Source organism: Pantoea sp. BAV 3049 (assembly GCF_009765445.1).
Classification (GTDB): Bacteria; Pseudomonadota; Gammaproteobacteria; order Enterobacterales; family Enterobacteriaceae; genus Erwinia.
Genome location: NZ_WHOY01000031.1, coordinates 308,826 through 334,422, shown reverse-complemented (window position 1 = coordinate 334,422; position 25,597 = coordinate 308,826). Strand labels below are relative to the sequence as shown.

The window sequence follows — 25,597 nt, the reverse complement described above, 5'->3', positions numbered from 1 at the left end:
CGGATAAATGACTGTGCGCCGCTGCCAGGCCAGCGCTACCCCGCTCAGACACTTTGCAGAACAGGGCTTCCGCTTACTTCTGCAGCCAGCCCCAACCGCCCACCTGCGCAATAAAACTCACTGACTGCATAAAAGCCGCAGCCGCCTCCCGGTCGCTGAAACCCGCGTCGGCAATCCACCATTGAGCGATCGCTTTATTCTGTGCCAGCACCTCTTCCAGCAGATATTTCCCCACTCCACGGCGGCGCGTGACCTCGCGCACCATAAACTCTTCAAGCTCTCCGTGCGTTCCCTTGATCGTCGCCCTGACGGCAGCCAGCAGCCGATCGTTGAATTTCGCGGCATACAGCTGGTGATGTTCGTCCAGCCTCATTTCCAGCGCAGCCAAATCGGCCTCAGGCCAGATTTTTGCCAGGTCGAGGCGATCCTGCGCGGATAAGTGTTTCAATCTGATGATAGTGAGCTTCATGTGTGATACCTGCCTGGAACAAAGGGATATTGTAGCGAATTCGCTCAAAGACGGACTCAGAACTTTTTTTGTACGAAAACGAAGCAATCTGTGCAATGCGTGTTAAAACTTAAGTGTTAACACTAACTGGTCGCCATTTATCCAGCATAACCCGCTGGATTGTCAGCATTAAAGCCAGCTTTAATGCCAGTGATTTATCCTGCGCGGGGCGGGTGTTTATCAATGTGTCAGTTGATTTACAGAAGAAAACTCCTGTTTAATAACCTGAATTTTAAAGCCTTATTCCTAAAAATGACGAATTATTCCGCTAACTCTTTATAACCAAAGCGTTTTCTGCGGGATACCGTTGAATAAAAGTGCAAATACAACAGATGGGGTACTCAGGATGAAAATCAGTAAAGGTAGCGCGTTCCTGGCAGGCTGCGTGGCAATGGCGCTGAGCCATGCTGCCGTGGCAAAAGACATTAAAGTCGCCATTGTTGGCGCCATGTCCGGCCCGGTTGCGCAGTATGGCGACATGGAGTTCACCGGTGCGAAGCAGGCTATTGCCGACATCAACGCCAAAGGCGGCGTGAATGGCGATAAGCTGGTTGGCGTGGAATATGACGATGCCTGCGATCCAAAACAGGCGGTCGCGGTCGCCAACAAGGTGATCAACGACGGCATTCGCTATGTTATCGGTCACCTCTGCTCCTCTTCCACCCAGCCTGCTTCTGATATCTATGAAGATGAGGGCGTGCTGATGATCACGCCAGCGGCCACTAACGCCGATCTGACCACCCGCGGTTATAAAATGATTATGCGCACCACCGGTCTGGATTCAGATCAGGGGCCAACGGCGGCGAAATATATCCTCAGTGAAATCAAACCGCAGCGTATTGCCGTGATCCACGACAAACAGCAGTACGGTGAAGGCCTGGCGCGTTCCGTCCAGGACAGCCTGAAAAAATCTGGCGGCAACGTGGTGATGTTTGAAGGTATCACCGCAGGCGATAAAGATTTTTCCACCCTGGTGGCGCGCCTGAAGAAAGAGAACGTCGATTTCGTCTACTTCGGGGGTTACTACCCGGAAATGGGCCAGATCCTGCGTCAGTCCCGTGCCGCCGGTCTGAAAACCCAGTTTATGGGCCCGGAAGGCGTGGGTAACTCCTCGCTGTCCAACATTGCCGGTGCTGCCTCTGAAGGCATGCTGGTGACGCTGCCGAAGCGTTATGACCAGGTTCCTGCTAACCAGCCCATCGTGGACTCGCTGAAAGCGAAGAAACTGGACCCGACCGGCCCGTTCGTCTGGACCACCTATGCTGCGCTGCAGTCACTGACTACCGGTATGGAGCGCAGCAAAAGTGCTGAGCCAGAGGACATCGCTAAAAACCTGAAAGAGGGCGCGCCGGTACCTACAGTGATGGGTGACCTGAGCTGGGATGCCAAAGGCGACCTGAAAGGGTTCGAGTTCGGCATCTTCAAATGGCATGCCGACGGCTCTTCCACTGCGGTGAAATAATAAAGCCAGTCCGGGCGGCGTTTACGTCGCCCGATGCAATAATAAGCCTCATTCCCACCACCAGGGTGGAAAGAAGTAAGGTACGGATATGTCCGAGCAGTTCCTCTATTTTCTGCAGCAGATGTTCAACGGCGTGACGTTGGGCAGCACCTATGCGCTGATCGCCATCGGTTACACCATGGTGTACGGCATTATTGGCATGATCAACTTCGCCCACGGCGAGGTGTATATGATCGGCAGCTATGTCTCCTTTATTGTGATTGCCGCACTGATGATGATGGGCATCGACGTCAGCTGGATGCTGATTGGCGCCGGGTTTATTGTCGCCATCGTGATTGCCAGCGCCTACGGCTGGAGCATTGAGCGCGTGGCCTACAAGCCGGTCCGTTCCTCCAAGCGTCTGATTGCGCTGATCTCCGCCATTGGCATGTCAATATTCCTGCAAAACTACGTCAGCCTGACTCAGGGCTCACGTGACCTGGCCTTGCCCAGCCTGATTACCGGGCAGTGGACGCTGGGCGTCAGCAATGGCTTTGCTGCGACAATTTCCACCATGCAGGTGGTGATTTGGGTGGTGACCTTCCTCGCCATGCTGGCACTGACGCTGTTTATCCGCTATTCCCGCATGGGCCGCGCCTGTCGTGCCTGTGCTGAAGATCTGAAGATGGCCAGCCTGCTGGGCATCAATACTGACCGCGTAATCTCACTGACCTTTGTGATTGGTGCCGCAATGGCGGCGGTGGCGGGTGTACTGCTTGGCCAGTTCTACGGTGTAATTAATCCGTATATTGGCTTTATGGCCGGGATGAAAGCCTTTACTGCCGCGGTACTGGGCGGCATCGGCAGTATTCCGGGCGCGATGCTTGGCGGTCTGATCCTCGGCATTGCTGAAGCGCTGACTTCTGCTTATTTGAGCACTGAATACAAAGACGTGGTCTCTTTTGCGCTGCTGATTGTGGTGCTGCTGGTGATGCCAACCGGTATTCTCGGTCGTCCGGAGGTGGAGAAAGTATGAAACACCTCAACCTGCTTAATGCCCTTGCTTCAGCGGTGATGCTGCTGGTGCTGGCGGCGTTCTTTATGGGCATGCGCCTGAATCTGGATGGCACCCATCTGGTGGTGAACAATGCCGGAAGCGTTCGCTGGAACTGGATTGCTGTCGGCTGTGCCGTGGTGTTCTTCTTCCAGCTGCTGCGCCCTTTATTCCAGCACGGAATGAAAAAAATGTCTGGCCCGGCGTTTGTTCTGCCGGGGATCGACGGCTCCACACCAAAGCAAAAACTGCTGTTTCTGGTGTTGATTATCGCTGCCGTGGCATGGCCGTTTCTGGTCTCTCGCGGTACGGTCGATATCGCCACGCTGACGCTGATCTACGTGATGCTGGGCCTCGGCCTGAACGTGGTTGTCGGCCTGTCCGGCCTGCTGGTACTGGGTTACGGCGGTTTTTATGCCATCGGCGCTTACACCTTCGCCTTGCTGAACCACTACTATGGCCTGAGCTTCTGGGAATGTCTGCCGCTGGCCGGTCTGGTGGCGGCGATGTTTGGCCTGCTGCTGGGGTTCCCGGTACTGCGCCTGCGCGGTGACTATCTGGCGATTGTGACGCTGGGCTTCGGCGAAATCGTCCGTATCCTGCTGCTCAATAACACGGAGATCACCGGAGGCCCGAACGGCATCAGCCAGATCCCGAAACCGTCGCTGTTTGGCCTGGAGTTTAGCCGCAGCGTTCGCGATGGTGGCTGGGATACCTTCAGTAATTTCTTCGGGCTGAAATATGACCCCAGCGACCGCATTATTTTCCTTTATATGGTCGCGCTGCTGCTGGTGATTGTGACGCTGTTTGTCATCAACCGCCTGCTGCGTATGCCGCTGGGCCGCGCCTGGGAAGCGCTGCGCGAAGATGAAATCGCCTGCCGCTCGTTGGGCCTGAGCCCGACCCGCATCAAACTGACCGCATTCACTATCAGCGCCGCCTTTGCGGGCTTTGCCGGTAGCCTGTTTGCCGCGCGTCAGGGTTTTGTCAGCCCGGAATCCTTTACCTTTGCCGAGTCGGCCTTTGTACTGGCGATTGTGGTGCTGGGCGGGATGGGATCGCAGTTTGCGGTGATCCTCGCTGCCGTGCTGCTGGTGGTTTCCCGCGAACTGATGCGCGACCTTAACGAGTACAGCATGCTGGTACTCGGTGGTCTGATGGTACTGATGATGATCTGGCGGCCACAGGGCCTGCTGCCGATGAAGCGCCCGCACCTGAAGCTGAAGAGTGTGGAAAAAGGAGAGCAGCCATGACCCAGCCTTTACTGGCCGTGAATGGCCTGATGATGCGCTTTGGCGGCCTGCTTGCCGTGAACAACGTTGAGCTGGAGCTGCGCCCGCAGGAGATCGTTTCGCTGATCGGGCCGAACGGCGCGGGCAAAACCACGGTGTTTAACTGTCTGACCGGTTTTTATCGTCCGACGGGCGGCAGTATCAAGCTGCGGGATCAGCAGCTGGCCGGTCTGCCGGGGCAGAAGATTGCGCGGATGGGCATTGTGCGGACCTTCCAGCATGTTCGCCTGTTCCGTGAAATGACGGTGATTGAAAATTTGCTGGTTGCCCAGCATCAGCACCTGAAAAGCGGCGTGTTTGCCGGACTGCTGAAGACGCCTGCCTTCCGTAAAGCTGAAAGCGAAGCGCTTGACAGTGCCTCCAGCTGGCTGCAGCGTGTTGGACTGCTTGAACTGGCAAACCGTCAGGCGGGGAATCTGGCCTATGGCCAGCAGCGCCGTCTGGAAATTGCCCGCTGCATGGTAACCCGTCCGGAAATCCTGATGCTGGATGAACCGGCGGCGGGGCTGAATCCGAAAGAGACGCACGAGCTGGATGAGCTGATTGCTGAGCTCAGAGGCGAGCGTAAAGTCTCGGTACTGTTGATTGAACACGATATGAAACTGGTAATGGGCATTTCTGACCGCATCTATGTGGTTAATCAGGGAACACCGCTGGCCAATGGCACGCCGGAAGAGATCCGCAATAATCCGGATGTGATCCGCGCCTATTTAGGAGAAGCATAATATGAATCCGATGCTTTCCCTGCAAAACGTCAGCGCCCATTACGGCAAAATTCAGGCGCTGCATAACGTCAGCCTGCACATCAATCAGGGCGAAATCGTCACGCTGATTGGCGCTAATGGCGCGGGTAAGACCACCATCCTCGGTACGCTATGTGGCGAGCCGAGGGCGACAGAGGGGACAATCACTTTCGACGGTAAGGCGATCACTGAATGGCAAACCGCGCGCATTATGCGTGAAGCGATTGCGATTGTGCCGGAAGGACGGCGGGTATTTTCCCGCATGACGGTGGATGAAAACCTGGCGATGGGCGGCTTCTTCGCTGAACGTCAGCAGTATCAGACTCGCATCAGGCGTGTGTATGAGCTGTTTCCGCGCCTTTACGAGCGCCGCATACAGCGAGCCGGAACCATGTCCGGCGGCGAACAGCAGATGCTGGCGATAGGCCGTGCGCTGATGAGCCAGCCGCGCCTGCTACTGCTGGACGAACCGTCGCTGGGCCTGGCACCGATCATCATCCAGCAGATTTTCGACACTATCGAACAACTGCGGCAGGAGGGAATGACGATTTTCCTCGTTGAACAGAATGCCAACCAGGCGCTGAAGCTGGCCGATCGGGGCTACGTGCTGGAAAACGGTCACGTGGTACTGGAGGATACCGGCGCGGCGTTGCTGGCTAATGAGGCGGTACGTAGCGCTTATCTGGGGGGATAGTTGGCCCCGACAACTAAAGCGCGGGTAATGTCGACCGGTAATCCATCAACCCGCTCCTGGAAAGGGGTGGGTTGATATGTTCCCGAAGATGCTTTTTGCGCTTTATATACTGCCGATATTGCACGCACCCATGCTGGTTTATGGCGTGATCCCTCGTCACCTGTCTGTCACTGCTCTGTCATAAGCTCGTTATCTTTCCGTCATTTTTACATGTCATGTTACATCCCGAACAATATTGCGCCATTTGGCGCGAATGACACCGGGCACAGGAAACCGACATGACATCGTTCTCACGCAAAACCGCACTTTGCGTCGTACTGGGACTGACCTTCAGCAGCCACGCTCTGGCCGCCACTGAAATTCCTTTCTGGCACTCTATGGAGGGAGAGCTGGGCGTTGAAGTCGATTCTCTGGCAAAACGCTTTAACGAATCTCACCCTGATTACAAAATCGTGCCGACTTATAAAGGCAACTACGAACAGAGCCTGGCAGCCGGTATTGCTGCCGTACGCTCCGGTAAAGCGCCAGCGATCCTGCAGGTTTACGAAGTGGGTACAGCGACCATGATGGCCTCTAAAGCTATCGTGCCGGTGTATGACGTGTTCAAAAACTCAGGGATTGCTTTTGATGAATCCCAGTTTGTGCCAACGGTTGCCGGTTACTACAGCGACTCTAATGGTCATCTGATTTCCCAGCCGTTCAACAGCTCCACGCCGGTTCTGTATTACAACAAAGACGCCTTTAAGAAAGCCGGTCTGAACCCGGATGAGCCGCCAAAAACCTGGCAGGATCTGGAGAAAGATGCTGCTGCACTGCGTAAAGCGGGTATGACCTGTGGCTACGCCAGTGGCTGGCAGGGCTGGATCCAGATCGAAAACTTCAGCGCGTGGCACGGTCTGCCAGTGGCAACCAAAAACAACGGCTTCGACGGCACTGATGCCGTTCTGGAATTCAACAAACCAACCCAGGTCCGTCATATCCAGATGCTGGAAGAGATGAACAAGAAGGGTGAGTTCTCCTACTTCGGTCGTAAAGATGAGTCTACCGCCAAGTTCTACAACGGCGACTGTGGCATCACCACTGCCTCTTCCGGTTCACTGGCTGACATCCGTCACTACGCCAAATTCAACTACGGCGTGGGCATGATGCCTTACGACTCTACCGTACCGAACGCTCCGCAGAACGCCATTATCGGTGGTGCAAGCCTGTGGGTGATGAAGGGCAAAGACGCAGCAACCTATAAAGGCGTGGCTGAGTTTATGCAGTTCCTGGCCCAGCCGGAAATCGCTGCCGAATGGCACCAGAAAACCGGTTACCTGCCAATCACCACCGCGGCTTACGAGCTGACCCGCAAGCAGGGCTTTTACGATAAAAATCCGGGTGCGGACACCGCCACTCGCCAGATGCTGAATAAGCCACCATTGCCGTTCACCAAAGGCATGCGTCTGGGCAACATGCCGCAGATCCGTACCATTGTTGACGAAGAACTGGAAGGCGTCTGGACCGGATCGAGCACTCCTCAGGCCGCTCTGGAAAACGCGGTGACCCGTGGCAACCTGCTGCTGCGTCGCTTCGAACAGACTGTTAAGCAGTAATAACGACTTGCGGGGCGAAGAAATTCGCCCCCTACAACCTCCCTGGCTGTACAGCTGACTGTTTTTGTAGCGGCGGAAGGTATTCCGCCCGCAATACCTTAATTTCAGAGCGACCTTATGTCTTCTTCCCGTCCCGTTTTTCGCTCGCGCTGGCTGCCCTGGCTGCTGGTGTTGCCACAGTTGCTGATCACCGTGATCTTCTTCCTCTGGCCTGCCGGAGAAGCGCTGTGGTATTCGGTGCAGAGCATCGATCCCTTTGGTATTTCCAGCACCTTTGTCGGGCTGGACAACTTCAAACGCCTGGCTGACGATGAATACTACCTCGACTCCTTCTGGACCACGTTGGTGTTCAGCGGTCTGGTGACCGTTATCGGCCTGGTGGTTTCCCTGTTTTTTGCGGCGCTGGTCGATTACGTCCTGCGCCTGAAGCGTTTCTATCAGACGCTGTTTTTACTGCCTTATGCCGTGGCACCTGCGGTAGCAGCGGTCTTGTGGATGTTCCTGTTCAGCCCCGGGCTGGGCCTGATTACCCACTTCCTGGCGCAGATTGGCTACAACTGGAATCATGCGCAGAACAGCAGCCAGGCAATGTTCCTGGTAGTGCTGGCCTCCATCTGGCAGCAGATGAGCTACAACTTCCTGTTCTTTTTTGCCGCGCTGCAGTCAATCCCAAAATCGCTGACCGAAGCTGCCGCCATCGATGGAGCCGGTCCGGTACGCCGCTTCTTCCAGCTCTCACTGCCGTTGATCACCCCGGTGGGCTTCTTCCTGGTGGTGGTGAATCTGGTCTATGCCTTCTTCGACACCTTCCCGGTGATTGATGCCGCAACGGGCGGTGGACCGGTGCAGTCCACCACCACGCTGATTTACAAAATCTACCGTGAAGGCTTTGCCGGACTGGATCTCTCTTCCTCCTCCGCGCAGTCGGTGGTGCTGATGGTACTGGTGATCATCCTGACGGTGATTCAGTTCCGCTACGTCGAAAAAAGGGTGCGTTACCAATGATTGAGAACCGACGCGGGCTGGATATTTTTAGCCATATCATGCTGGGGCTGGGCATCCTGACGGTGTTATTCCCGCTCTATATCGCTTTTGTCGCTGCCACGCTCAGCAACACTCAGGTATTCCAGGTGCCGATGACGCTGATCCCTGGCCGCTCACTGTGGGACAACATCGCCAATATCTGGGAACACGGCGTGGCGCAGAGCAGCGCGCCCTTTGGCGTGATGCTGATGAACAGCGCGATTATGGCGCTGAGTATCACCGCCGGGAAAATCGTGGTGTCGATCCTCTCCGCCTTTGCGCTGGTGTGGTTTCGCTTCCCGTTGCGCGGGCTGTTCTTCTGGATGATTTTCATCACCCTGATGCTGCCGGTGGAAGTGCGTATTTTCCCTACGGTGGAGGTGATCTCCAACCTCAACATGCTGGACAGCTACAGCGGATTAACTCTGCCGCTGATGGCCTCAGCCACCGCCACCTTCCTGTTCCGCCAGTTCTTTATGACCCTGCCGGATGAGCTGATTGAGGCGGCCCGCATCGACGGAGCCAGTCCGATGCGCTTCTTTTGGGACATCGTGCTGCCGCTGTCGAAAACCAACCTGGCGGCGCTGTTTGTGATCACATTTATCTATGGCTGGAACCAGTACATGTGGCCGCTGCTGATCATCAACGATGTGCACCTGGGCACCGCCGTGGCGGGGATCCGCAGCATGATAGGCAACGGTGACGGCTCCACGCAGTGGAACCTGGTGATGACGGCGATGTTGCTGACCATGATCCCACCGATTGTGATTGTTTTAGTGATGCAGCGCGCCTTCGTTCGCGGGCTGGTTGAGAGCGAGAAATAAGTTATGGCAGGTGTAAAACTTCAGGCCGTTACCAAATCCTATGACGGTAAAAACCAGATTATTCAGCCGCTTGATGTGGCGATCCGCGACGGCGAATTTATGGTGATGGTCGGGCCATCCGGCTGTGGAAAATCGACGCTGCTGCGCATGGTCGCCGGGCTGGAGCAGGTCACTACCGGCGACATCTATATTGATAACGAGCGCGTGACTCACCTGGAACCGAAAGATCGCGGTATTGCGATGGTGTTCCAGAACTACGCTCTGTACCCGCATATGAGCGTGGAACAGAATATGGCTTATGGCCTGAAAATCCGCGGTATGGGTAAAGAGCATATCCGCCAGCGCGTGCTGATCGCTGCCAGAAGCCTGGAGCTGGAAGCGCTGCTGCACCGCCGCCCGCGTGAGCTTTCCGGTGGTCAGCGCCAGCGTGTCGCGATGGGACGCGCCATCGTGCGTGAACCTGCAGTTTTCCTGTTTGATGAGCCTCTTTCCAACCTGGATGCGCGCCTGCGCGTGCAGATGCGTCTGGAGCTGCAACAATTGCATCGCCGCCTGAACACCACCAGTCTGTATGTGACCCACGATCAGGTGGAAGCGATGACGCTGGCCCAGCGGGTGATGGTGATGAACAAAGGCGTGCTGGAGCAGTTGGGCACGCCGGTAGAAGTGTATGAACGTCCCGCCACGCGCTTTGTGGCCAGCTTTATTGGTGCGCCGTCAATGAACCTGCTGGAAGGTGAGTTGAGTGATGACGGTACGCGGCTGGCACTGGCGGATAACTTCGCGATTCCGCTGCCGGAAGCGAAAGCCCGCTGGGCAAGACGCTCGTTGACGTTGGGGATCCGCCCGGAGCATATTACACTCTCCACACAGCGAGCGGGTGGTTTGCCGCTGGTGGTGGAAACGCTGGAGATGCTGGGCGCGGATAATCTGGCCCATGGTAAATGGGGCGGTGGCAGTGTGGTGGTCCGTCTGCCTCACGTCGAGCGTCCGGCCATTGGCAGCACGCTGTGGCTGCATCTGTCGGCAGAATCGCTACACTTCTTTGACACCCTGAATGGACAACGTCTTGAATGACTGAGAAAGCCTGGCCTTACCCTGCCATCGTCGCCCACCGTGGCGGCGGGAAACTGGCCCCGGAAAATACCCTGGCCGGTATCGATACCGGCGCGAAGCTGGGCCACAAAATGATCGAGTTTGACGTCAAATTATCGCTCGATGGCGAGATCTTCCTGCTGCACGACGACACCCTGGACCGCACCAGCAACGGCTGGGGCATTGCCGGTCAGCTGCCGTGGGAAAAATTATTGCAGCTGGATGCCGGTGGCTGGTACAGCAAGGATTTCACCGGTGAGCGGCTGCCGCTGCTTTCACAGGTGGCGGAACGCTGTGCGGGCTATCAGATGATGGCGAACATTGAAATCAAGCCCACCACCGGGCTGGAAGCAGAAACCGGACGGGTCGTGGCGCTGGCTGCCCGCGATCTCTGGCATACCCAGACCACGCCGCTGCTCTCTTCGTTCTCCTTCACCGCGCTGGAAGCGGCAATGAAAGCGGCCCCTGAGCTGCCGCGCGGCATGCTGCTGCACGAGTGGCATGACGACTGGCAGGCGATCGCGGAGAAGCTGGACTGCGTGTCGATCCACTTTAACCATAAAATTCTGACGCAGGAGCGGGTGACACAGGTCAAAGCGGCCGGGCTGCGGGTTCTGGCTTATACGGTGAATACGCCAGAAAGGGCGAAGGAACTGTTGAGCTGGGGCGTGGATGCGATCTGCACAGACAGGATAGACCTGCTGGGGCCGGATTTCGCCATTAACCTCTGTACTTAACGCCATAACTGCGTGAGCTGCATGCAGAAACCCCGGTCACTTACCGGAGTAAGCTCCCGGGAATTTCTGCACTGGCCGCCTGGTTGTGGCGCCATTTATTGGGTGAATGTTCAATCAGAGAGTCATTCAATTCCCGGCTAATTTGAGTTGTTTTGCTGAACCGGTGGTTGGGTATTGCTGCCCGGCTGCGACTGAAGAATACGCTGGGAAGCGCTGTCACGCTGTTCCTGCACTTTACGCTGCAAATCCTGGCTCTGACGCTGCTGGTCCTGCTGTAGCTTCAGTTTTTGCTGGGACTGCTGCGTCTGCATTTGCTGCTGCATCCGCTGCGTGCTCGGGTTATAGCCAGGCTTGTCAGGATCATTGCTGTTGTTCAACATGTTTGCCATGCCACTCAACGGGACCAGTGCGGCAAATATCATTAACCATTTCATAACTGCCCTCCTTGTTTCTTTCCCTAAGTGTATGCCAGTGTCGCGTGAATGAACCTTCCTGTTCTCTTAATTTGCTTCAAGTCTCGCCTTTTCACTTATTTAGTACACACTTAAGTGCTGTAAACAAACGTAAATAACACTAAAAAGGGGTGAAGATGACTGGACGTGCAGCGCGGTTTGCAGGGCCGCTGATGGCAGGGCTGTTTTTCTGGCAGGGGGCTACGGCGGCACCCACAGCTCCACCGGTTTCTTACGGGGTGGGAGCCGATACTTTCCATCCGGTTAAGGAAGTGCACGGCATGGTAGCCTCGGTGGATGCCACGGCGACCCAGGTGGGCGTGAATATCCTCAAGCAGGGCGGTAATGCAGTGGATGCGGCGGTGGCGGTAGGGTACGCGCTGGCGGTGACTCATCCACAGGCCGGGAACCTTGGCGGCGGCGGATTTATGGTGATCCGCACTGCTTCAGGCCATACCACCTCTATCGATTTCCGCGAAATGGCACCCACCAGAGCCAGCCGCGACATGTTCCTTGATGGGCAGGGCAATGCTGACAGCAAAAAATCTCTGACCTCGCACCTGGCTTCCGGCGTTCCCGGAACGGTGGCAGGCTTCTCGCTGGCGAACAAAGAGTACGGCACCTTACCGCTCAGTCAGCTGATTGCTCCGGCTCTGAAACTGGCAAACTCAGGGATTGTGGTCAACGAGTCGCTGGCCGACGACCTGAAGGTCTATGGCAAAGAAGTGTTGCTCGGCCATCCCAACAGTAAAGCCATTTTCTACAAGCAGGACGGTACGCCTTATCAGCGCGGAGAAAAGCTGGTGCAGCGTAATCTGGCGCACAGCCTGGAGCTGATCGCAAAGCAGGGGCCGGATGCTTTCTATAAAGGCCCGATAGCTGACCAGATTGCTAAAGAGATGGCAGCCAACGGCGGGCTGATTGATAAAGCGGATATGGCGAACTACAAAGCTATTGAGCGCAAACCGGTCAGCGGCAGCTATCGCGGCTATGAAGTTTATTCCATGCCGCCTCCTTCCTCCGGTGGGATCCACATCGTACAGATCCTGAATATCCTCGAAAACTTTGATCTGGCGAAAATGGGCTTTGGCAGCGCCGATGCGATGCAGGTAATGGCAGAAGCGGAGAAGTATGCTTATGCCGACCGTTCGGAGTACCTCGGTGACCCCGATTTTGTCAAAGTGCCAACCCAGGCGCTAACCAGCAAGATCTACGCTAAATCGCTGGCGCAGCAGATAGATCTCAATAAAGCTCGCCCTTCTGCTGACATCAAACCGGGCAAACTTGCGCCGTATGAAAGTAACCAGACCACTCACTTCTCGGTAGTGGATAAGCAGGGTAACGCTGTGGCGGTGACCTATACGCTGAACACCAATTTTGGCAGCGGCATTGTGGCGGGTAACAGCGGTATCCTGATGAACAACGAAATGGATGACTTCTCAGCCAAGCCGGGCACGCCGAATGTTTATGGCCTGGTGGGTGGCGAAGCGAACTCTGTTCAGCCTTACAAGCGCCCGCTCTCCTCCATGTCGCCGACTATTATAGCGAAGGATGGCAAAACCTGGCTGGTGACGGGCAGTCCAGGCGGCAGCCGGATTATCACTACCGTGCTGCAAATGGTGGTGAACAGCATTGATTTTGGTATGAATGTTGCCGAAGCGACAGCAGCACCGCGCTTCCACCATCAGTGGTTGCCGGACCAGCTGCGGGTGGAAAAAGGCTTCAGCCCGGACACGCTGAAACTGCTGGAAATGAAAGGTCAGCATGTAAAAGTTCAGCCAGCGATGGGCAGTACGCAGAGCATCATGATCGGGCCAGACGGCACGTTGTATGGTGCTTCTGATCCGCGCACGATTGACGATTTAACTGCGGGTTATTAAAAATAAATTTTCCTTCCTGTCTGCCTGTTTAAAATGGGCAGATTTCAGGGAGGAAATATTGATCCTTGTGCCATTCTTATCACTGCATATTGCAGGTTGATCAAATAACTGTTAATTTTTATTAATGCAACGCAAGGAATGCCATTTTTTCCAAAAGGAATCGGAAACATGATAAATGAAATGTTATTGTATTTAATAGATATTGACCAATTAAATATTGAACTCTTTCGTAGCGGGAATGCCTCAACCCCCAACTTTAGCGAAGTTCGTGCGCTGAAAGATCTCACAACCTACCAAAAGGTGGATGATGAAGGGGAGCAGGTTTTGTGGGTTATTGCAAATGGTGGCGGATTTTCAACTTTTGACCATATAACTTCCGGTATGAAGCGTCAGGGAAAAAATATCTGGAAACTCAAGAAAGGGGCATTGTTGCCTGCTGAGCTAAGGCTGGTAAGGGATTATACACCAGGTAAGAAAGGTCATTACATGATTGCCCCTCTGATGGATATGACGTTAGAAAAATATCTGAAATTAATAAATGATTTTGGTAAAGATAGTTCGAAATGTATTAAGTTAACGTCCGAGGAAATAAAAAATGGGTAAAACAGACAGCTTGTCCCTTCCTATGATCATGGGAGACTGGAAACTGATTATACTCGCACTGCAAGAAAAACTTAACGCTAACACTGCCATTGATATGGATGATGTTGATGATGACGAAGCCGCGGCGTTGTGTGAAGAAATGGATAAATTAGAAGGGTTATTAAATTATCTTACTGAACAATTTACCAGGGAATATGGTGACATTAATCTCCCGGGGTGATCCGTCCTTCATTCTGTCTTAAGTTGAAATAGTTGCCCGATTCACCGTCGGGCAACAACAAAGGCGTTAATTTTTTTCAATTAGCCGCGCCATATAAAGCGTGTCGACCAACTGACCATGACGCATGGCATGGCGGCGCGCCAGGCCTTCGGTTTCAAACCCAAACCGCTGATAGAGCCTGATGGCCCCAGCGTTATCGGCAAACACCGTCAGCTCTATGCGTTCCACACCGAGCCAGTTATCACACAGGTTAATCATCTCCTGCATCAGCCTGGTTGCCACGCCCCGGCCGCGATAGTTGCAGTCCACGCAAATGCCAAAGGTCGCCACATGGCGGCGGCGAGCGCGCCCATTGACCTCCAGCGTCAGATCGCCCACCACCAGACCGTCGATGCAGGCGACCAGGCGTTGCATCCCATCACGCGGCGCGGCAAGCCGCTCCTGCCAAAGCTGTAGAGAAGGATGAGGGATTTGTAGCGTGTCGGCATAGGTTTCCGGCTGGCTGAGGATACGGTGCAGGTCTGCAGCATCTTCCGGGGCGGCATGGCGAATCACAATCTCACTCATCTTCTCTCTCCTTTTGGTGGTAATCCTTTTGAAGATCATGGGTTTCATGGCGGAAAGCAAGTGAAAAAATCATCAGGAAAACGCTTTACAAGTGCGAATGATAATGATTATTATTGTCATGCGTTTTCGGCACGGACTTCACGGACCGGTCGGGAAAGCACGACATTGCTCACATTGCTTCCAGTATTACTTAGCCAGCTCGGGTGCTGGCTTTTTTTTTGCCTGCGATTCCCCTCCGCCAGAACCGCTGACTGTTCCCTGCTTATTTAGTCGAATAATTTGAACAGAGAAGACAATTTTCTCCGCTATCATCCCCCTCAGAACAGGTCCAGACTACGTGAAAACGTTGAGGAGGATTGAACATGATTTACTTACGCAAAGCAGAAGAACGCGGACACGCTAACCACGGCTGGCTGGACAGCTGGCACACTTTCTCCTTCGCTAACTACTACGACGCCAACTTTATGGGCTTTTCAGCGCTGCGGGTGATTAACGAAGACGTGATCGATGCCGGACAGGGTTTCGGTACCCATCCGCATAAAGATATGGAAATCCTGACCTATGTGCTTTCCGGTACGGTTGAGCATCAGGACAGCATGGGCAACAAAGAGCAGATCCCTGCCGGTGAGTTCCAGATCATGAGTGCGGGTACCGGTGTGCGCCACTCTGAGTACAACGCCAGCAAAGAAGTGCCGCTGCACCTGTACCAGATCTGGATCATTCCGGAAAAAAATGGCATTGAGCCGCGCTACGCTCAGCGTCGTTTCGATGATGTGCAGGGCCGCCAGCTGGTGCTTTCTCCAGATGCCCGTGAAGGTTCGCTGAAGGTTTTCCAGGATATGACGCTGTCCCGCTGGGCGCTGAAACAGGGCGAAGAGGGCAGTGTGGATGTCGATGGCAATCGCAAGATCTGGATCCAGGTAGTGAAAGGTGACGTCACCGTGAATGGTGAAAAAGCCACCCGCAGTGATGCTTTCGCGATCTGGGATGAAGCCACGCTGACCATTGTTGCCGACAGCGATGCCGAAATCCTGCTGTTCGACCTGCCACCGGTTTAAGTCGGTCACACTTTGGGTGCGGTTTGCCGCACCCTTCACCGTTTCCCCGCTATTTTTGTTACACTCCAGCAATACTCCCTCAATCTGCAAAATAATGAAGAAGAAAAGACCGGTATTACAGGACGTTGCCGATCGCGTTGGCATCACCAAGATGACCGTCAGCCGCTATCTGCGCAACCCCGCTCAGGTTTCTGTTGCCCTGCAGAGTCGCATTGCCGAAGCGCTGGACGATCTGGGGTATATCCCTAATCGTGCCCCCGATATTTTGTCTAATTCCACCAGCCGGGCGATTGGCGTGCTGCTGCCTTCACTGACCAACCAGGTTTTTGCGGATGTACTGCGCGGTATTGAGGCAGTGACCGATGCGGCAGGCTACCAGACCATGCTGGGCCACTTTGGCTATAGCGCCGAAAAAGAAGAGCTGCAGATGCGTTCGCTGCTGGGCTGGAACATCGACGGGCTGATCCTCACCGAGCGTACCCACACGCCGGCCAGCCTGCGGATGATTGAAACGGCCGGTATTCCAGTGCTGGAGATGATGGATTCCGTGTCACCCTGCCTGGATATGGCCGTGGGCTTCGATAACGTTGAGGCTGCCCGCCAGATGACTCTCGCCATTCTGAAAAAAGGTTATCGCCACACCGTCTACCTGGGCGCAAGGCTGGATGAACGTACCCTGCTCAAACATCAGGGCTATGAGAAAGCGATGCGTGAATCCGGTCTTGAACCGCACAGCATCATGATGGAAGCCGCCTCTTCATTCTCAATGGGCGGCACTTTGCTGCTGGAAGCGCAGAAACGTCATCCCGCGACTGACAGCCTGTTTTGTACCAACGATGACCTTGCGGTGGGCGCGATGTTTGAGTGCCAGCGTCAGGGGCTGAGGGTGCCGGACGACATGGCAATCGCCGGTTTTCACGGCCATGATATAACCCAGGTGGTAACACCTAAACTGGCAACGGTATTCACCCCGCGAGAGAAAATGGGGCGTGAAGCTGCCGCGCTGCTGCTGACCAGGATCCGTGGTGAGCAGACTGGAACAGAACCGATCGATGTTGGCTTTACTATCTCAGAGGGCGGCAGCATCTGATTTTTCAGGGGCGCCGTCCGGCTGCCTCTTTGTCCCTTTGTGCCCCGGTCTTCCGAAACTGTCATTTTTTTGAACTACTTCACATTTACCAGCTTTTTCCCGCCTGGCTGTTGCCTTAGCCGACGGGCCTTCCGACAATGTTACCGATAACAAATTGCGCTATTACTGAAACGGACAGGTCCTGGACCTCTTCTGCCGGAGCAAAAAATGAAAGCATCACCTGCGTCTAACCATGTGTTTGTCCTGATGGGCGTATCAGGCAGCGGCAAATCCGCTGTCGCCAATGCCGTGGCCTGGCAGCTTAAAGCGGCGTTCCTGGACGGCGATTTTCTGCATCCCCGCGCCAACATCGAAAAAATGTCCGAAGGCCACCCGCTGAATGACGACGATCGCAAACCGTGGCTGCAGGCAATTAACGATGCCGCTTTCGCCATGCAGCGCACCAACGGTGTATCGCTGATCGTCTGTTCCGCATTGAAAAAAAGCTATCGCGACATCCTGCGTAAAGGTAACGAGAATCTGTCATTCGTTTATCTGAAGGGTGATTTTGACACGATCGAATCCCGCCTGCGTGCGCGTAAAGGGCACTTCTTCAAGCCGCAGATGCTGGTCACGCAGTTCGCCACGCTGGAAGAACCCGGCAGTGATGAGCACGGTGTGCTGGTCGTGGATATTAATCAGACGCTGGATGAGGTGGTGGCTGAAACTATCACCACCATCGAAGGTGCGATAAAGAAATAACCAGGATGGATTGATGGCTACTGCAACACTGGTGTTAACCGCAGCGGGATCTGTTTTACTGCTGCTATTTCTGGTCATGAAAGCGCGTATGCATGCCTTTTTGGCGCTGATGTTAGTTTCCGTGGGTGCCGGTATTTTCTCCGGGATGCCGCTTGATAAAATCGCCGACACCATGCAGAAGGGCATGGGCGGTACGCTGGGGTTCCTCGCTGTTGTGGTCGCGCTGGGCGCGATGTTTGGTAAAATTCTGCATGAGACCGGCGCGGTCGATCAGATCGCCATCAAAATGCTGAAGGCGTTTGGCGAGAGCCGGGCGCACTACGCGATGGGGATTGCCGGGCTGATTTGTGCGCTGCCGCTGTTCTTCGAAGTGGCGATCGTGCTGCTGATCAGTATTGCCTTTGCCGTGGCTCGCCGCACTCAGGACAACCTGGTAAAACTGGTTATTCCGCTGTTTGCCGGCGTGGCAGCTTCTGCGGCATTTCTGCTGCCGGGGCCAGCTCCGATGCTGCTGGCCTCACAGATGCATGTGGATTTCGGCTGGATGATCCTGCTGGGCGTGTGTGCCGCTATCCCGAGTATGCTGATTGCCGGTCCGCTGTTCGGTAACTTTATCAGCCGCCACGTGGAGTTCACGCTGCCGACTGAAACCAGCCATCCGGAATTTGAAGAGCACAAGCTACCGTCATTCGGCTTCAGCCTGTCGCTGATCCTGTTCCCGCTGGTGCTGGTGGGGCTGAAAACTATCGGTGCGCGCTTTACCGAGCAGGGCAGCAGACTGTATGAGTGGCTGGAGTTTATCGGCCATCCGTTTATTGCCATTCTGCTGGCCTGTCTGGTGGCGATCTATGGTCTGGCTTACCGTCAGGGCATGGACAAAGAGCAGGTGATGAAGATTTGCGGCAGTGCGCTGCAGCCTGCAGGCATTATCCTGCTGGTGATTGGTGCGGGCGGCGTGTTCAAGCAGGTGCTGGTGGATTCCGGTGTAGGCCCGGCGCTGGGCCATGCGCTGACCGGAGCCGGTCTGCCGGTGGCGCTGGCGTGCTTTATCCTCGCCGGGGCGGTGCGTATTATTCAGGGTTCAGCCACGGTAGCCTGCCTGACGGCGGTCGGCCTGATTATGCCGGTTATTGAGCCACTGCATTACTCTGGCGCGCAGATGGCGGCACTGTCCATCTGTATCGCGGGCGGCTCTATCATTTTCAGCCACGTCAACGATGCCGGTTTCTGGCTGTTTGGCCGCTTTACCGGCGCGACGGAAGGGCAGACGCTGAAAACCTGGACGATGATGGAAACCATTCTGGGAACCACTGGCGCCATCGTCGGGATGATCGCTTTTGAGTTATTGTCTTAACCGACATCTGAACTTCAGGCGCGGGGAACGCAGCGCAGAGTCTTCTTGCTTCAGGCATGTTGAACTCTGTGCCTTCTTGTAGACGACTCCCAAATTTAAGGCCTGTGTTCCCCGCGCAGGCACTGTGTTCATCCTGTTAAATCTTCAGATAGGCCCGGATACCATCCAGGAACATCTGGGTGGCCAGCATAATCAGGATCAGCCCCATCAGCCTCTCCAGCGCATTAACCCCTTTCTCTCCCAACAACCGCAGAAACAGCCCCGACAGCAGCAGGATCACCACCGTTGCCCCCCAGGCAATGAGCAGCGCGCCCACCAGGTGGCTCATCTGATCCGGATACTGGTGTGACAGCAGCATCAGCGTGGCCAGCAGCGAAGGGCCAGCGACCAGTGGAATGGCTAACGGCACAAGGAAAGGCTCTTCACCGGCAGAAAGGCCGCTGCTGCTACTTTCCTGCGAGGGGAAAATCATTTTGATGGCGATCAGAAACAGGATGATGCCGCCGGAAATCGAAACCGTTTCGGTACGCAGGTTAAGGAAAGCGAGAATTTTTTCCCCTGCAAAAAGAAACAGCAGCATGATGACCAGCGCGATCAGCATCTCGCGGATTAACACCACCCGGCGACGTTTCGGCTCCAGATGCTTCAATACCGACATAAAAATCGGCAAATTGCCCAGCGGGTCCATAATAAGCAACAATAATATTGTCGCAGAGATCATTTCAGTCATCGTTATTCTTCTCTTGTTTGCCCGGTTCGCTGCACGTTATAAGCAGCTCTGCTAAAAAAACGCCGCTAATCGATTTAATTCACTTGCCACTTTTCCTGCATTTTGTAAGGTGATAACCATACTTCTTTCTTATCTCTTTTACTCTAACAGGCAAATAAAGTTGCCTGCAGCAGGTGCAACATGAAATCAGTAGGTTTAGTTGGTTGGCGTGGCATGGTGGGTTCTGTCCTTATGCAGCGCATGGTGGAAGAACGTGACTTTGATGTGATCCGTCCGGTCTTCTTCTCCACGTCTCAGCACGGTCAGGCGGCCCCTGCGTTTGGTGGTCAGTCTGCCGGCGCGTTGCAGGATGCGTACAACATTGACGCGCTGAAGGCCCTCGACATTATTATTACCTGTCAGGGTGGCGATTACACTACTGATATCTATCCAAAACTGCGTGCCGCTGGCTGGCAGGGCTACTGGATTGATGCAGCCTCCACGCTGCGTATGAAAGATGACGCACTGATTATTCTCGACCCGGTTAACCACCATGTTATCCGTCAGGGTCTGGATAAAGGCATCAAAACCTTTGCGGGCGGTAACTGTACCGTCAGCCTGATGCTGATGTCGCTGGGTGGCCTGTTCGCTAACGATCTGATTGAGTGGGCTTCTGTGGCAACCTATCAGGCAGCTTCCGGCGGTGGCGCGCGCCATATGCGTGAGCTACTGACCCAGATGGGCATGCTGCACGACAACGTGGCAAAAGAGCTGCAAAACCCGTCTTCAGCCATCCTTGATATTGAACGTAAAGTCACCGATATGAGCCGTAGCGGCGTGCTGCCGACCGACAACTTTGGCGTGCCGCTGGCGGGTAGCCTGATCCCGTGGATCGACAAACAGCTCGAAAACGGCCAGAGCCGTGAAGAGTGGAAAGGCCAGGCAGAAACCAACAAAATCCTGCAACCGGCGAGAACCATTCCGGTTGATGGCCTGTGCGTGCGCGTGGGCGCGCTGCGCTGCCACAGCCAGGCCTTCACGCTGAAGCTGAAAAAAGATGTGCCGCTGAACGAAATCGAACAGCTGCTGGCCAGCCACAACGAATGGGTTAACGTGGTGCCAAACGATCGCGATCTGACCATGCGTGAACTGACACCTGCTGCCGTCACCGGCACGCTGAAAACGCCTGTTGGCCGCCTGCGTAAACTGAACATGGGGCCGGAATACCTCTCCGCCTTTACCGTGGGTGACCAGCTGCTGTGGGGCGCTGCCGAGCCGCTGCGGCGTATGTTGCGCCTGCTGGTCGACTAAGCCCTCACCGCTCTGCCCTGGTGCAGCAGGTGGGTTCACCGGGACTGGTCATCATTTTTGTCCAGTCCCTGAATTTGCTGAACAGCCACGCATGGCTTCTTTTGCGAAACAGCAACACCATCGCTTCCCCCTCCAGACTTTCCACCCGGTCTGCAGCGACGTTTCCTCTTCCTGCCCTGTCACATGTTCTCAAGCTGCCCTTAAACACCGTTATCCACATCTTTCCCGTGACCTGCTTTCTCCCTGATTTCCAGTAATCCCCCTTTAATCCCCGAAAATTTGATCTGAAAACAACATTTTTCCGCATTCGGTGCTGGCTTTAGTTGCGCCCTGGCTATGCTTAAAAAATAGCGTGTTATTAGCTCAATGAAGAGCAGTGCATTCCCTGCCATTTCTGGCTCAGGGGATCGCCTGCCAACTATCACAGGAAGACAGACATGTCAGAGCTTACGGATCGCCGGCTGATTAGTGCTTTAATTTCCGGCCATTATGCAGACCCATTCTCGCTCCTTGGCATGCACCAGACTGAAAACGGTCTGGAGGTGCGGGCGCTACTGCCGGATGCCACCGAAGTCTGGGTCATTGAAACCAACACCGGGCGTAAGTGTGCTCAACTGGAATGTATTGATTCACGTGGCTTTTTCCATGGCGTGGTGCCGCGCCGGAAAAAGCCCTTTCGTTATCAACTGGCTGTCACCTGGCATGGTCAGCAGAACCTGGTGGATGATGCCTACCGCTTTGGTCCGCTGCTGGCCGAAATGGACAGCTGGTTGCTGGCTGAAGGCACCCATTTACGGCCTTACGAAACCATGGGGGCGCATGCCGATGTGATTGATGGCGTGATCGGTACCCGCTTCTCGGTCTGGGCGCCGAATGCCCGCCGGGTATCGGTAGTAGGGGATTTCAACTTCTGGGATGGCCGTCGCCACCCGATGCGACTGCGCCAGGAGGCAGGCGTCTGGGAGCTGTTTGTGCCCGGTGCGGTTCAGGGCCAGCTTTATAAGTTTGAAATCATTGATGTTCACGGCCATCTCAGGTTGAAGTCTGACCCCTATGCGTTTGAAGCACAGATGCGCCCGGACAGTGCCTCGATGATTTGCGGCATCCCGCCAAAAACGGAAATTTCAGCGGAACGCAGGCGTGCCAATGAGTTTGATGCACCCATCTCTATCTACGAGGTGCACCTTGGCTCCTGGCGACGCCATACCGACAATAATTTCTGGCTCAGCTACAAAGAGCTGGCCGAACAGCTGGTGCCTTATGCCAAAGAGATGGGCTTCACTCACCTGGAGCTGATGCCGATAAACGAGCACCCCTTCGACGGCAGCTGGGGCTATCAGCCTACCGGCATGTATGCGCCAACGCGGCGCTTCGGCACGCGGGACGAATTCCGTAATTTTATCGCCGTCGCCCATCAGGCCGGTCTGAACGTTCTGCTGGACTGGGTGCCCGGGCATTTCCCTGCCGATGACTTCGGCCTGGCAACGTTTGATGGCACCGAGCTGTATGAGCACGGCGACCCGCGCGAGGGCTATCACCAGGACTGGAACACGCTGATCTATAACTTCGGCAGGCGCGAAGTCAGCAACTATCTGGCGGGCAACGCGCTCTACTGGATCGAACGATTTGGCATTGATGGGCTGCGGGTGGATGCGGTGGCTTCGATGATCTATCGCGACTACAGCCGCCAGCCCGGTGAATGGGTTCCCAACCACTTTGGCGGACGGGAGAATCTGGAGGCGATCTCCTTCCTTCGTTACACCAACCGCACGCTAGGTCATGCCGCTCCCGGCTCGGTGACTATTGCAGAGGAGTCGACCGATTTTCCAGGCGTGTCCCGGCCACCGGAAATGGGCGGGCTGGGCTTCTGGTACAAGTGGAACCTCGGCTGGATGCACGACACGCTGGATTACATGAAGCTGGACCCGGTGTATCGCAAACATCATCACAACAACCTGACCTTCGGCATGTTGTACAACGCCACCGAGAACTTTGTCCTGCCGCTGTCCCATGACGAAGTGGTGCACGGTAAACGTTCAATCCTCGATCGGATGCCCGGCGATGCCTGGCAGAAGTTTGCCAATCTGCGGGCCTACTACGGCTGGATGTTCGGCTTCCCCGGCAAGAAGTTACTGTTTATGGGCAACGAGTTCGCCCAGGGCAAGGAGTGGAACCACGACGTCAGCCTCGACTGGCACCTGCTGGAAGGGGACGATAACTGGCATCACGGCGTACAGCGTTTGGTGCGCGACCTCAACCACACCTATCGCCACTACCCGGCACTGCATCAGCTCGACTTCGATCCAATGGGCTTTGAATGGCTGGTGGTGGACGATTTTGAAAACTCGGTGTTTGTTTTTGTGCGCCGTGACCGGGACGGGAATGAAGTGATTGTCGTCAGTAACTTCACGCCAGTTTCCCGTCCAGGCTATCGTTTTGGCGTCACTCATTCTGGTCGCTGGCGCGAGGTGCTGAACACCGACTCCAGCCACTATCACGGCAGCAATACTGGCAATCAGGGCGTGATCCATACCGATGCGCATCCGAGCCATAACCGTGAACACTCTCTGAGTATGACTCTGCCGCCGCTGGCGACCGTCTGGCTGGTCAGGGAGGCATGATGAGTCCACTGCAGAGTGGTCATTCTTCCCCGGTCGGGGCCGCTTTTGACGGTAAAGGCGTTAACTTCGCGCTTTTCTCTCAGCATGCTGAGCGGGTGGAGCTGTGCCTGTTTGACGAGCAGGGCCGCGAAACCCGTCAGGATCTGCCAGCCCGCAGTGGCGATATCTGGCACGGCTACCTGCCAGCAGCGAAGCCCGGCCAGCGCTACGGTTATCGGGTACACGGGCCCTGGCAGCCGGAAGCCGGGCACCGTTTTAATCCTCACAAGCTGCTGGTGGATCCCTGCGCCAGGGAAGTGGTGGGTGAAGTCACTGACCATCCCTCTTTCCAGTGTGGCGACAGGGAAATCGATACTCTGGACAGCGCCGCCGTTGCGCCAAAAAGCGTGGTGCTGGCGGATGATTTCGATTGGGAAGACGACCAGCCACCGGGCATCCCGTGGGGCGAAACGGTTATTTATGAAGCCCACGTGCGCGGGCTGACGAAACGTCATCCGGGTATTCCGCCGGAGATTCAGGGCACCTATGCGGCGCTGGGCCATCCGGTGATGGTCAGCTACTTCAAAAGGCTGGGCATTACCAGCCTGGAGCTGCTGCCGGTAGCCTGTTTTGCCCATGAACCGCGGCTGCAGCGGATGGGGCTGAGTAACTACTGGGGCTACAACCCGCTGACACCCTACGCACTGAATGCCAGCTATGCTTCGGGTGTGGATAGCGTTCACCCGCGCAATGAGTTTCAGCAGGCGGTCAAATCACTGCACGCGGCAGGCATCGAAGTGATCCTCGATGTGGTGTTTAACCATACCGCTGAACTGGAAGATACCGGCCCGACGCTGTCGAAGCGCGGAGTGGACAACAAAAGTTATTACTGGCTGAACGACCGGGGTGGTTACCAAAACTGGACCGGCTGCGGGAACACGCTGAATCTCAGTCACCCTGAAGTGATGACCTGGACGCTGGACTGCCTGCGCTACTGGGTGGAAGCGTGCCATGTGGACGGTTTCCGATTCGACCTGGCGACGGTGCTTGGCCGCATGCCTGACTATCAGCGCGACGCCGGGCTTTTCCGGGCGATTCAGGCCGATCCGTTGCTGTCGAAATGCAAGCTGATTGCCGAGCCGTGGGACATCGGGCCGGGAGGTTATCAGGTGGGGAACTTCCCGCCGCCGTTCGCTGAGTGGAACGACCATTTTCGCGATGTGATGCGCCGTTACTGGCTGCATGGTGATATCAGCAATGGCGACTTTGCCCGGCGGTTTGCTGCCTCCAGCGATGTTTTCCAGCGGGACGGGCGGCTGCCTTCGGCCAGTATCAACCTGATCACTGCTCACGACGGGTTCACCCTGTGCGACGTGGTCAGCTTTAACCAGAAGCACAACGAAGCCAACGGTGAAGATAATCACGACGGCAGCAGCAGTAACTTCAGTCATAACCACGGGGTGGAAGGGCTGAATGCACCGTTGTTGATAATGGAACATCGTCGTCGCAGCGTTCACGCGCTGCTGACCACTCTGCTACTGGCGCAGGGCACGCCAATGCTGCTGGCCGGGGATGAACACGGCCACAGCCAGCACGGCAACAATAACGCCTACTGTCAGGATAATGAGCTGACCTGGCTTGACTGGCAGCACAACGACAGTGGGTTGTTTGCCTTTACTGCCGCGCTGATCCGTCTGCGTAAACGCATTCCGGCGTTGACCAGAGACAGCTGGTGGCAGGAAGAGGATGGAAATGTTGAATGGCTCGGCCCGAAGGGAGAGCCGCTTAATGCGCAGGAGTGGCAACAGGGGGAACGTCGTCTGCAGATCCGCCTGTCACGCCACTGGCTTCTCACCATAAACGCCACCGAAGAAGTGAGCGATATTGTTCTACCTCAGGGGCGCTGGCATGCCATTCCGCCCTTCGCCGGGGATGATAACCCGATTTTGTTAACTGTCTGGCATGGACCAGCCCACGGTGTGTGCATGTTCCGGGAACAATCATAA

Annotated in this window: 25 protein-coding genes; 20 read left to right on the top strand and 5 right to left on the bottom strand. The window is 55.5% G+C overall.

Annotated elements, in window-relative coordinates:
* Window positions 1–73 precede the first annotated feature (73 nt).
* A complete protein-coding gene (gene panM, locus GSQ70_RS02370; protein WP_158780772.1) occupies window positions 74–469 on the bottom strand; it encodes an aspartate 1-decarboxylase autocleavage activator PanM in 396 nt (131 codons plus the stop codon).
* 385 nt (window positions 470–854) lie between these two features.
* Between panM and GSQ70_RS02365 the strand changes: the two genes are divergently transcribed.
* The 10 genes from GSQ70_RS02365 (at window position 855) to ugpQ (ending at window position 11,006) form a co-directional block, all read left to right on the top strand.
* Window positions 855–1,970, top strand: a complete 1,116-nt coding sequence (locus GSQ70_RS02365) for a branched-chain amino acid ABC transporter substrate-binding protein (RefSeq protein WP_158780770.1) — start codon at window positions 855–857, stop codon at window positions 1,968–1,970.
* Window positions 1,971–2,058: 88 nt separating this feature from the next.
* Complete coding sequence (livH, locus tag GSQ70_RS02360; RefSeq protein ID WP_158780769.1) at window positions 2,059–2,985, top strand: high-affinity branched-chain amino acid ABC transporter permease LivH; 927 nt, start codon at window positions 2,059–2,061, stop codon at window positions 2,983–2,985.
* The gene (locus tag GSQ70_RS02355; protein WP_158780768.1) at window positions 2,982–4,256 is read left to right on the top strand and encodes a high-affinity branched-chain amino acid ABC transporter permease LivM; all 1,275 of its coding nucleotides are present in this window, start codon (window positions 2,982–2,984) and stop codon (window positions 4,254–4,256) included. Before livH ends, GSQ70_RS02355 begins: the two co-directional genes overlap by 4 nt.
* Window positions 4,253–5,020 (top strand): high-affinity branched-chain amino acid ABC transporter ATP-binding protein LivG, encoded by a 768-nt coding sequence (livG, locus tag GSQ70_RS02350; protein WP_158780767.1) that lies wholly within the window; start codon window positions 4,253–4,255, stop codon window positions 5,018–5,020. Before GSQ70_RS02355 ends, livG begins: the two co-directional genes overlap by 4 nt.
* Before the next feature lies 1 nt (window position 5,021).
* Window positions 5,022–5,732 carry a high-affinity branched-chain amino acid ABC transporter ATP-binding protein LivF gene (gene livF, locus GSQ70_RS02345; protein WP_158780766.1) on the top strand — a complete coding sequence of 237 codons (711 nt, stop codon included), beginning with the start codon at window positions 5,022–5,024 and terminating at the stop codon, window positions 5,730–5,732.
* A 278-nt stretch (window positions 5,733–6,010) separates the two neighbouring features.
* A complete protein-coding gene (ugpB, locus tag GSQ70_RS02340) occupies window positions 6,011–7,327 on the top strand; it encodes a sn-glycerol-3-phosphate ABC transporter substrate-binding protein UgpB (protein WP_158780765.1) in 1,317 nt (438 codons plus the stop codon).
* 117 nt (window positions 7,328–7,444) lie between these two features.
* On the top strand, window positions 7,445–8,332 hold the full coding sequence (gene ugpA, locus GSQ70_RS02335; RefSeq protein WP_158780764.1) for a sn-glycerol-3-phosphate ABC transporter permease UgpA: 888 nt from the start codon (window positions 7,445–7,447) through the stop codon (window positions 8,330–8,332).
* Window positions 8,329–9,174 (top strand): sn-glycerol-3-phosphate ABC transporter permease UgpE, encoded by an 846-nt coding sequence (ugpE, locus tag GSQ70_RS02330; RefSeq protein WP_158780763.1) that lies wholly within the window; start codon window positions 8,329–8,331, stop codon window positions 9,172–9,174. Before ugpA ends, ugpE begins: the two co-directional genes overlap by 4 nt.
* Before the next feature lie 3 nt (window positions 9,175–9,177).
* Window positions 9,178–10,251, top strand: a complete 1,074-nt coding sequence (locus GSQ70_RS02325; protein WP_158780762.1) for a sn-glycerol-3-phosphate import ATP-binding protein UgpC — start codon at window positions 9,178–9,180, stop codon at window positions 10,249–10,251.
* A complete protein-coding gene (gene ugpQ, locus GSQ70_RS02320) occupies window positions 10,248–11,006 on the top strand; it encodes a glycerophosphodiester phosphodiesterase (RefSeq protein WP_158780761.1) in 759 nt (252 codons plus the stop codon). The genes GSQ70_RS02325 and ugpQ overlap by 4 nt, the downstream gene beginning before the upstream one ends.
* Before the next feature lie 137 nt (window positions 11,007–11,143).
* Here the strand turns inward: ugpQ and GSQ70_RS02315 are convergent, their stop codons facing one another.
* Window positions 11,144–11,440 carry a DUF2756 domain-containing protein gene (locus GSQ70_RS02315; protein ID WP_158780760.1) on the bottom strand — a complete coding sequence of 99 codons (297 nt, stop codon included), beginning with the start codon at window positions 11,438–11,440 and terminating at the stop codon, window positions 11,144–11,146.
* A gap of 155 nt (window positions 11,441–11,595) precedes the next feature.
* Here GSQ70_RS02315 and ggt point away from each other — a divergent pair, with 155 nt between their 5' ends.
* The 3 genes from ggt to GSQ70_RS02300 all read left to right on the top strand — a co-directional run bounded on the left by ggt (window position 11,596) and on the right by GSQ70_RS02300 (window position 14,161).
* Window positions 11,596–13,338, top strand: coding sequence for a gamma-glutamyltransferase (gene ggt, locus GSQ70_RS02310; protein WP_158780759.1), 1,743 nt, complete (start codon window positions 11,596–11,598; stop codon window positions 13,336–13,338).
* Window positions 13,339–13,506: 168 nt separating this feature from the next.
* Window positions 13,507–13,941, top strand: a complete 435-nt coding sequence (locus GSQ70_RS02305) for a hypothetical protein (protein WP_158780758.1) — start codon at window positions 13,507–13,509, stop codon at window positions 13,939–13,941.
* A complete protein-coding gene (locus GSQ70_RS02300) occupies window positions 13,934–14,161 on the top strand; it encodes a hypothetical protein (protein ID WP_158780757.1) in 228 nt (75 codons plus the stop codon). The genes GSQ70_RS02305 and GSQ70_RS02300 overlap by 8 nt, the downstream gene beginning before the upstream one ends.
* Before the next feature lie 66 nt (window positions 14,162–14,227).
* Here the strand turns inward: GSQ70_RS02300 and GSQ70_RS02295 are convergent, their stop codons facing one another.
* Window positions 14,228–14,728: a GNAT family N-acetyltransferase gene (locus GSQ70_RS02295; protein ID WP_158780756.1), complete on the bottom strand. Its 501-nt coding sequence runs from the start codon at window positions 14,726–14,728 to the stop codon at window positions 14,228–14,230.
* 362 nt (window positions 14,729–15,090) lie between these two features.
* Here GSQ70_RS02295 and GSQ70_RS02290 point away from each other — a divergent pair, with 362 nt between their 5' ends.
* The 4 genes from GSQ70_RS02290 (at window position 15,091) to gntU (ending at window position 18,971) form a co-directional block, all read left to right on the top strand.
* Complete coding sequence (locus tag GSQ70_RS02290; protein WP_158780755.1) at window positions 15,091–15,786, top strand: pirin family protein; 696 nt, start codon at window positions 15,091–15,093, stop codon at window positions 15,784–15,786.
* A 94-nt stretch (window positions 15,787–15,880) separates the two neighbouring features.
* The gene (gntR, locus tag GSQ70_RS02285; protein WP_158780754.1) at window positions 15,881–16,876 is read left to right on the top strand and encodes a gluconate operon transcriptional repressor GntR; all 996 of its coding nucleotides are present in this window, start codon (window positions 15,881–15,883) and stop codon (window positions 16,874–16,876) included.
* Window positions 16,877–17,083: 207 nt separating this feature from the next.
* The gene (gene gntK / locus GSQ70_RS02280; protein WP_158780753.1) at window positions 17,084–17,617 is read left to right on the top strand and encodes a gluconokinase; all 534 of its coding nucleotides are present in this window, start codon (window positions 17,084–17,086) and stop codon (window positions 17,615–17,617) included.
* Window positions 17,618–17,630: 13 nt separating this feature from the next.
* The gene (gntU, locus tag GSQ70_RS02275; protein WP_158780752.1) at window positions 17,631–18,971 is read left to right on the top strand and encodes a gluconate transporter; all 1,341 of its coding nucleotides are present in this window, start codon (window positions 17,631–17,633) and stop codon (window positions 18,969–18,971) included.
* A 136-nt stretch (window positions 18,972–19,107) separates the two neighbouring features.
* Here the strand turns inward: gntU and GSQ70_RS02270 are convergent, their stop codons facing one another.
* The gene (locus GSQ70_RS02270) at window positions 19,108–19,701 is read right to left on the bottom strand and encodes a YhgN family NAAT transporter (protein ID WP_158780751.1); all 594 of its coding nucleotides are present in this window, start codon (window positions 19,699–19,701) and stop codon (window positions 19,108–19,110) included.
* A 180-nt stretch (window positions 19,702–19,881) separates the two neighbouring features.
* Here GSQ70_RS02270 and asd point away from each other — a divergent pair, with 180 nt between their 5' ends.
* Window positions 19,882–20,991: an aspartate-semialdehyde dehydrogenase gene (asd, locus tag GSQ70_RS02265; RefSeq protein WP_158780750.1), complete on the top strand. Its 1,110-nt coding sequence runs from the start codon at window positions 19,882–19,884 to the stop codon at window positions 20,989–20,991.
* 200 nt (window positions 20,992–21,191) lie between these two features.
* On the opposite strand, the gene GSQ70_RS02260 is transcribed toward asd, so the two are convergent.
* Window positions 21,192–21,383: a hypothetical protein gene (locus GSQ70_RS02260; protein WP_158780749.1), complete on the bottom strand. Its 192-nt coding sequence runs from the start codon at window positions 21,381–21,383 to the stop codon at window positions 21,192–21,194.
* Between the two features lie 45 nt (window positions 21,384–21,428).
* Between GSQ70_RS02260 and glgB the strand changes: the two genes are divergently transcribed.
* Together glgB and glgX are read left to right on the top strand one after the other, a co-directional pair.
* On the top strand, window positions 21,429–23,612 hold the full coding sequence (gene glgB / locus GSQ70_RS02255) for a 1,4-alpha-glucan branching enzyme (protein ID WP_158780748.1): 2,184 nt from the start codon (window positions 21,429–21,431) through the stop codon (window positions 23,610–23,612).
* Entirely contained in the window at window positions 23,612–25,597 is a 1,986-nt protein-coding gene (glgX, locus tag GSQ70_RS25720; RefSeq protein ID WP_199257313.1) for a glycogen debranching protein GlgX, read from the top strand. Before glgB ends, glgX begins: the two co-directional genes overlap by 1 nt.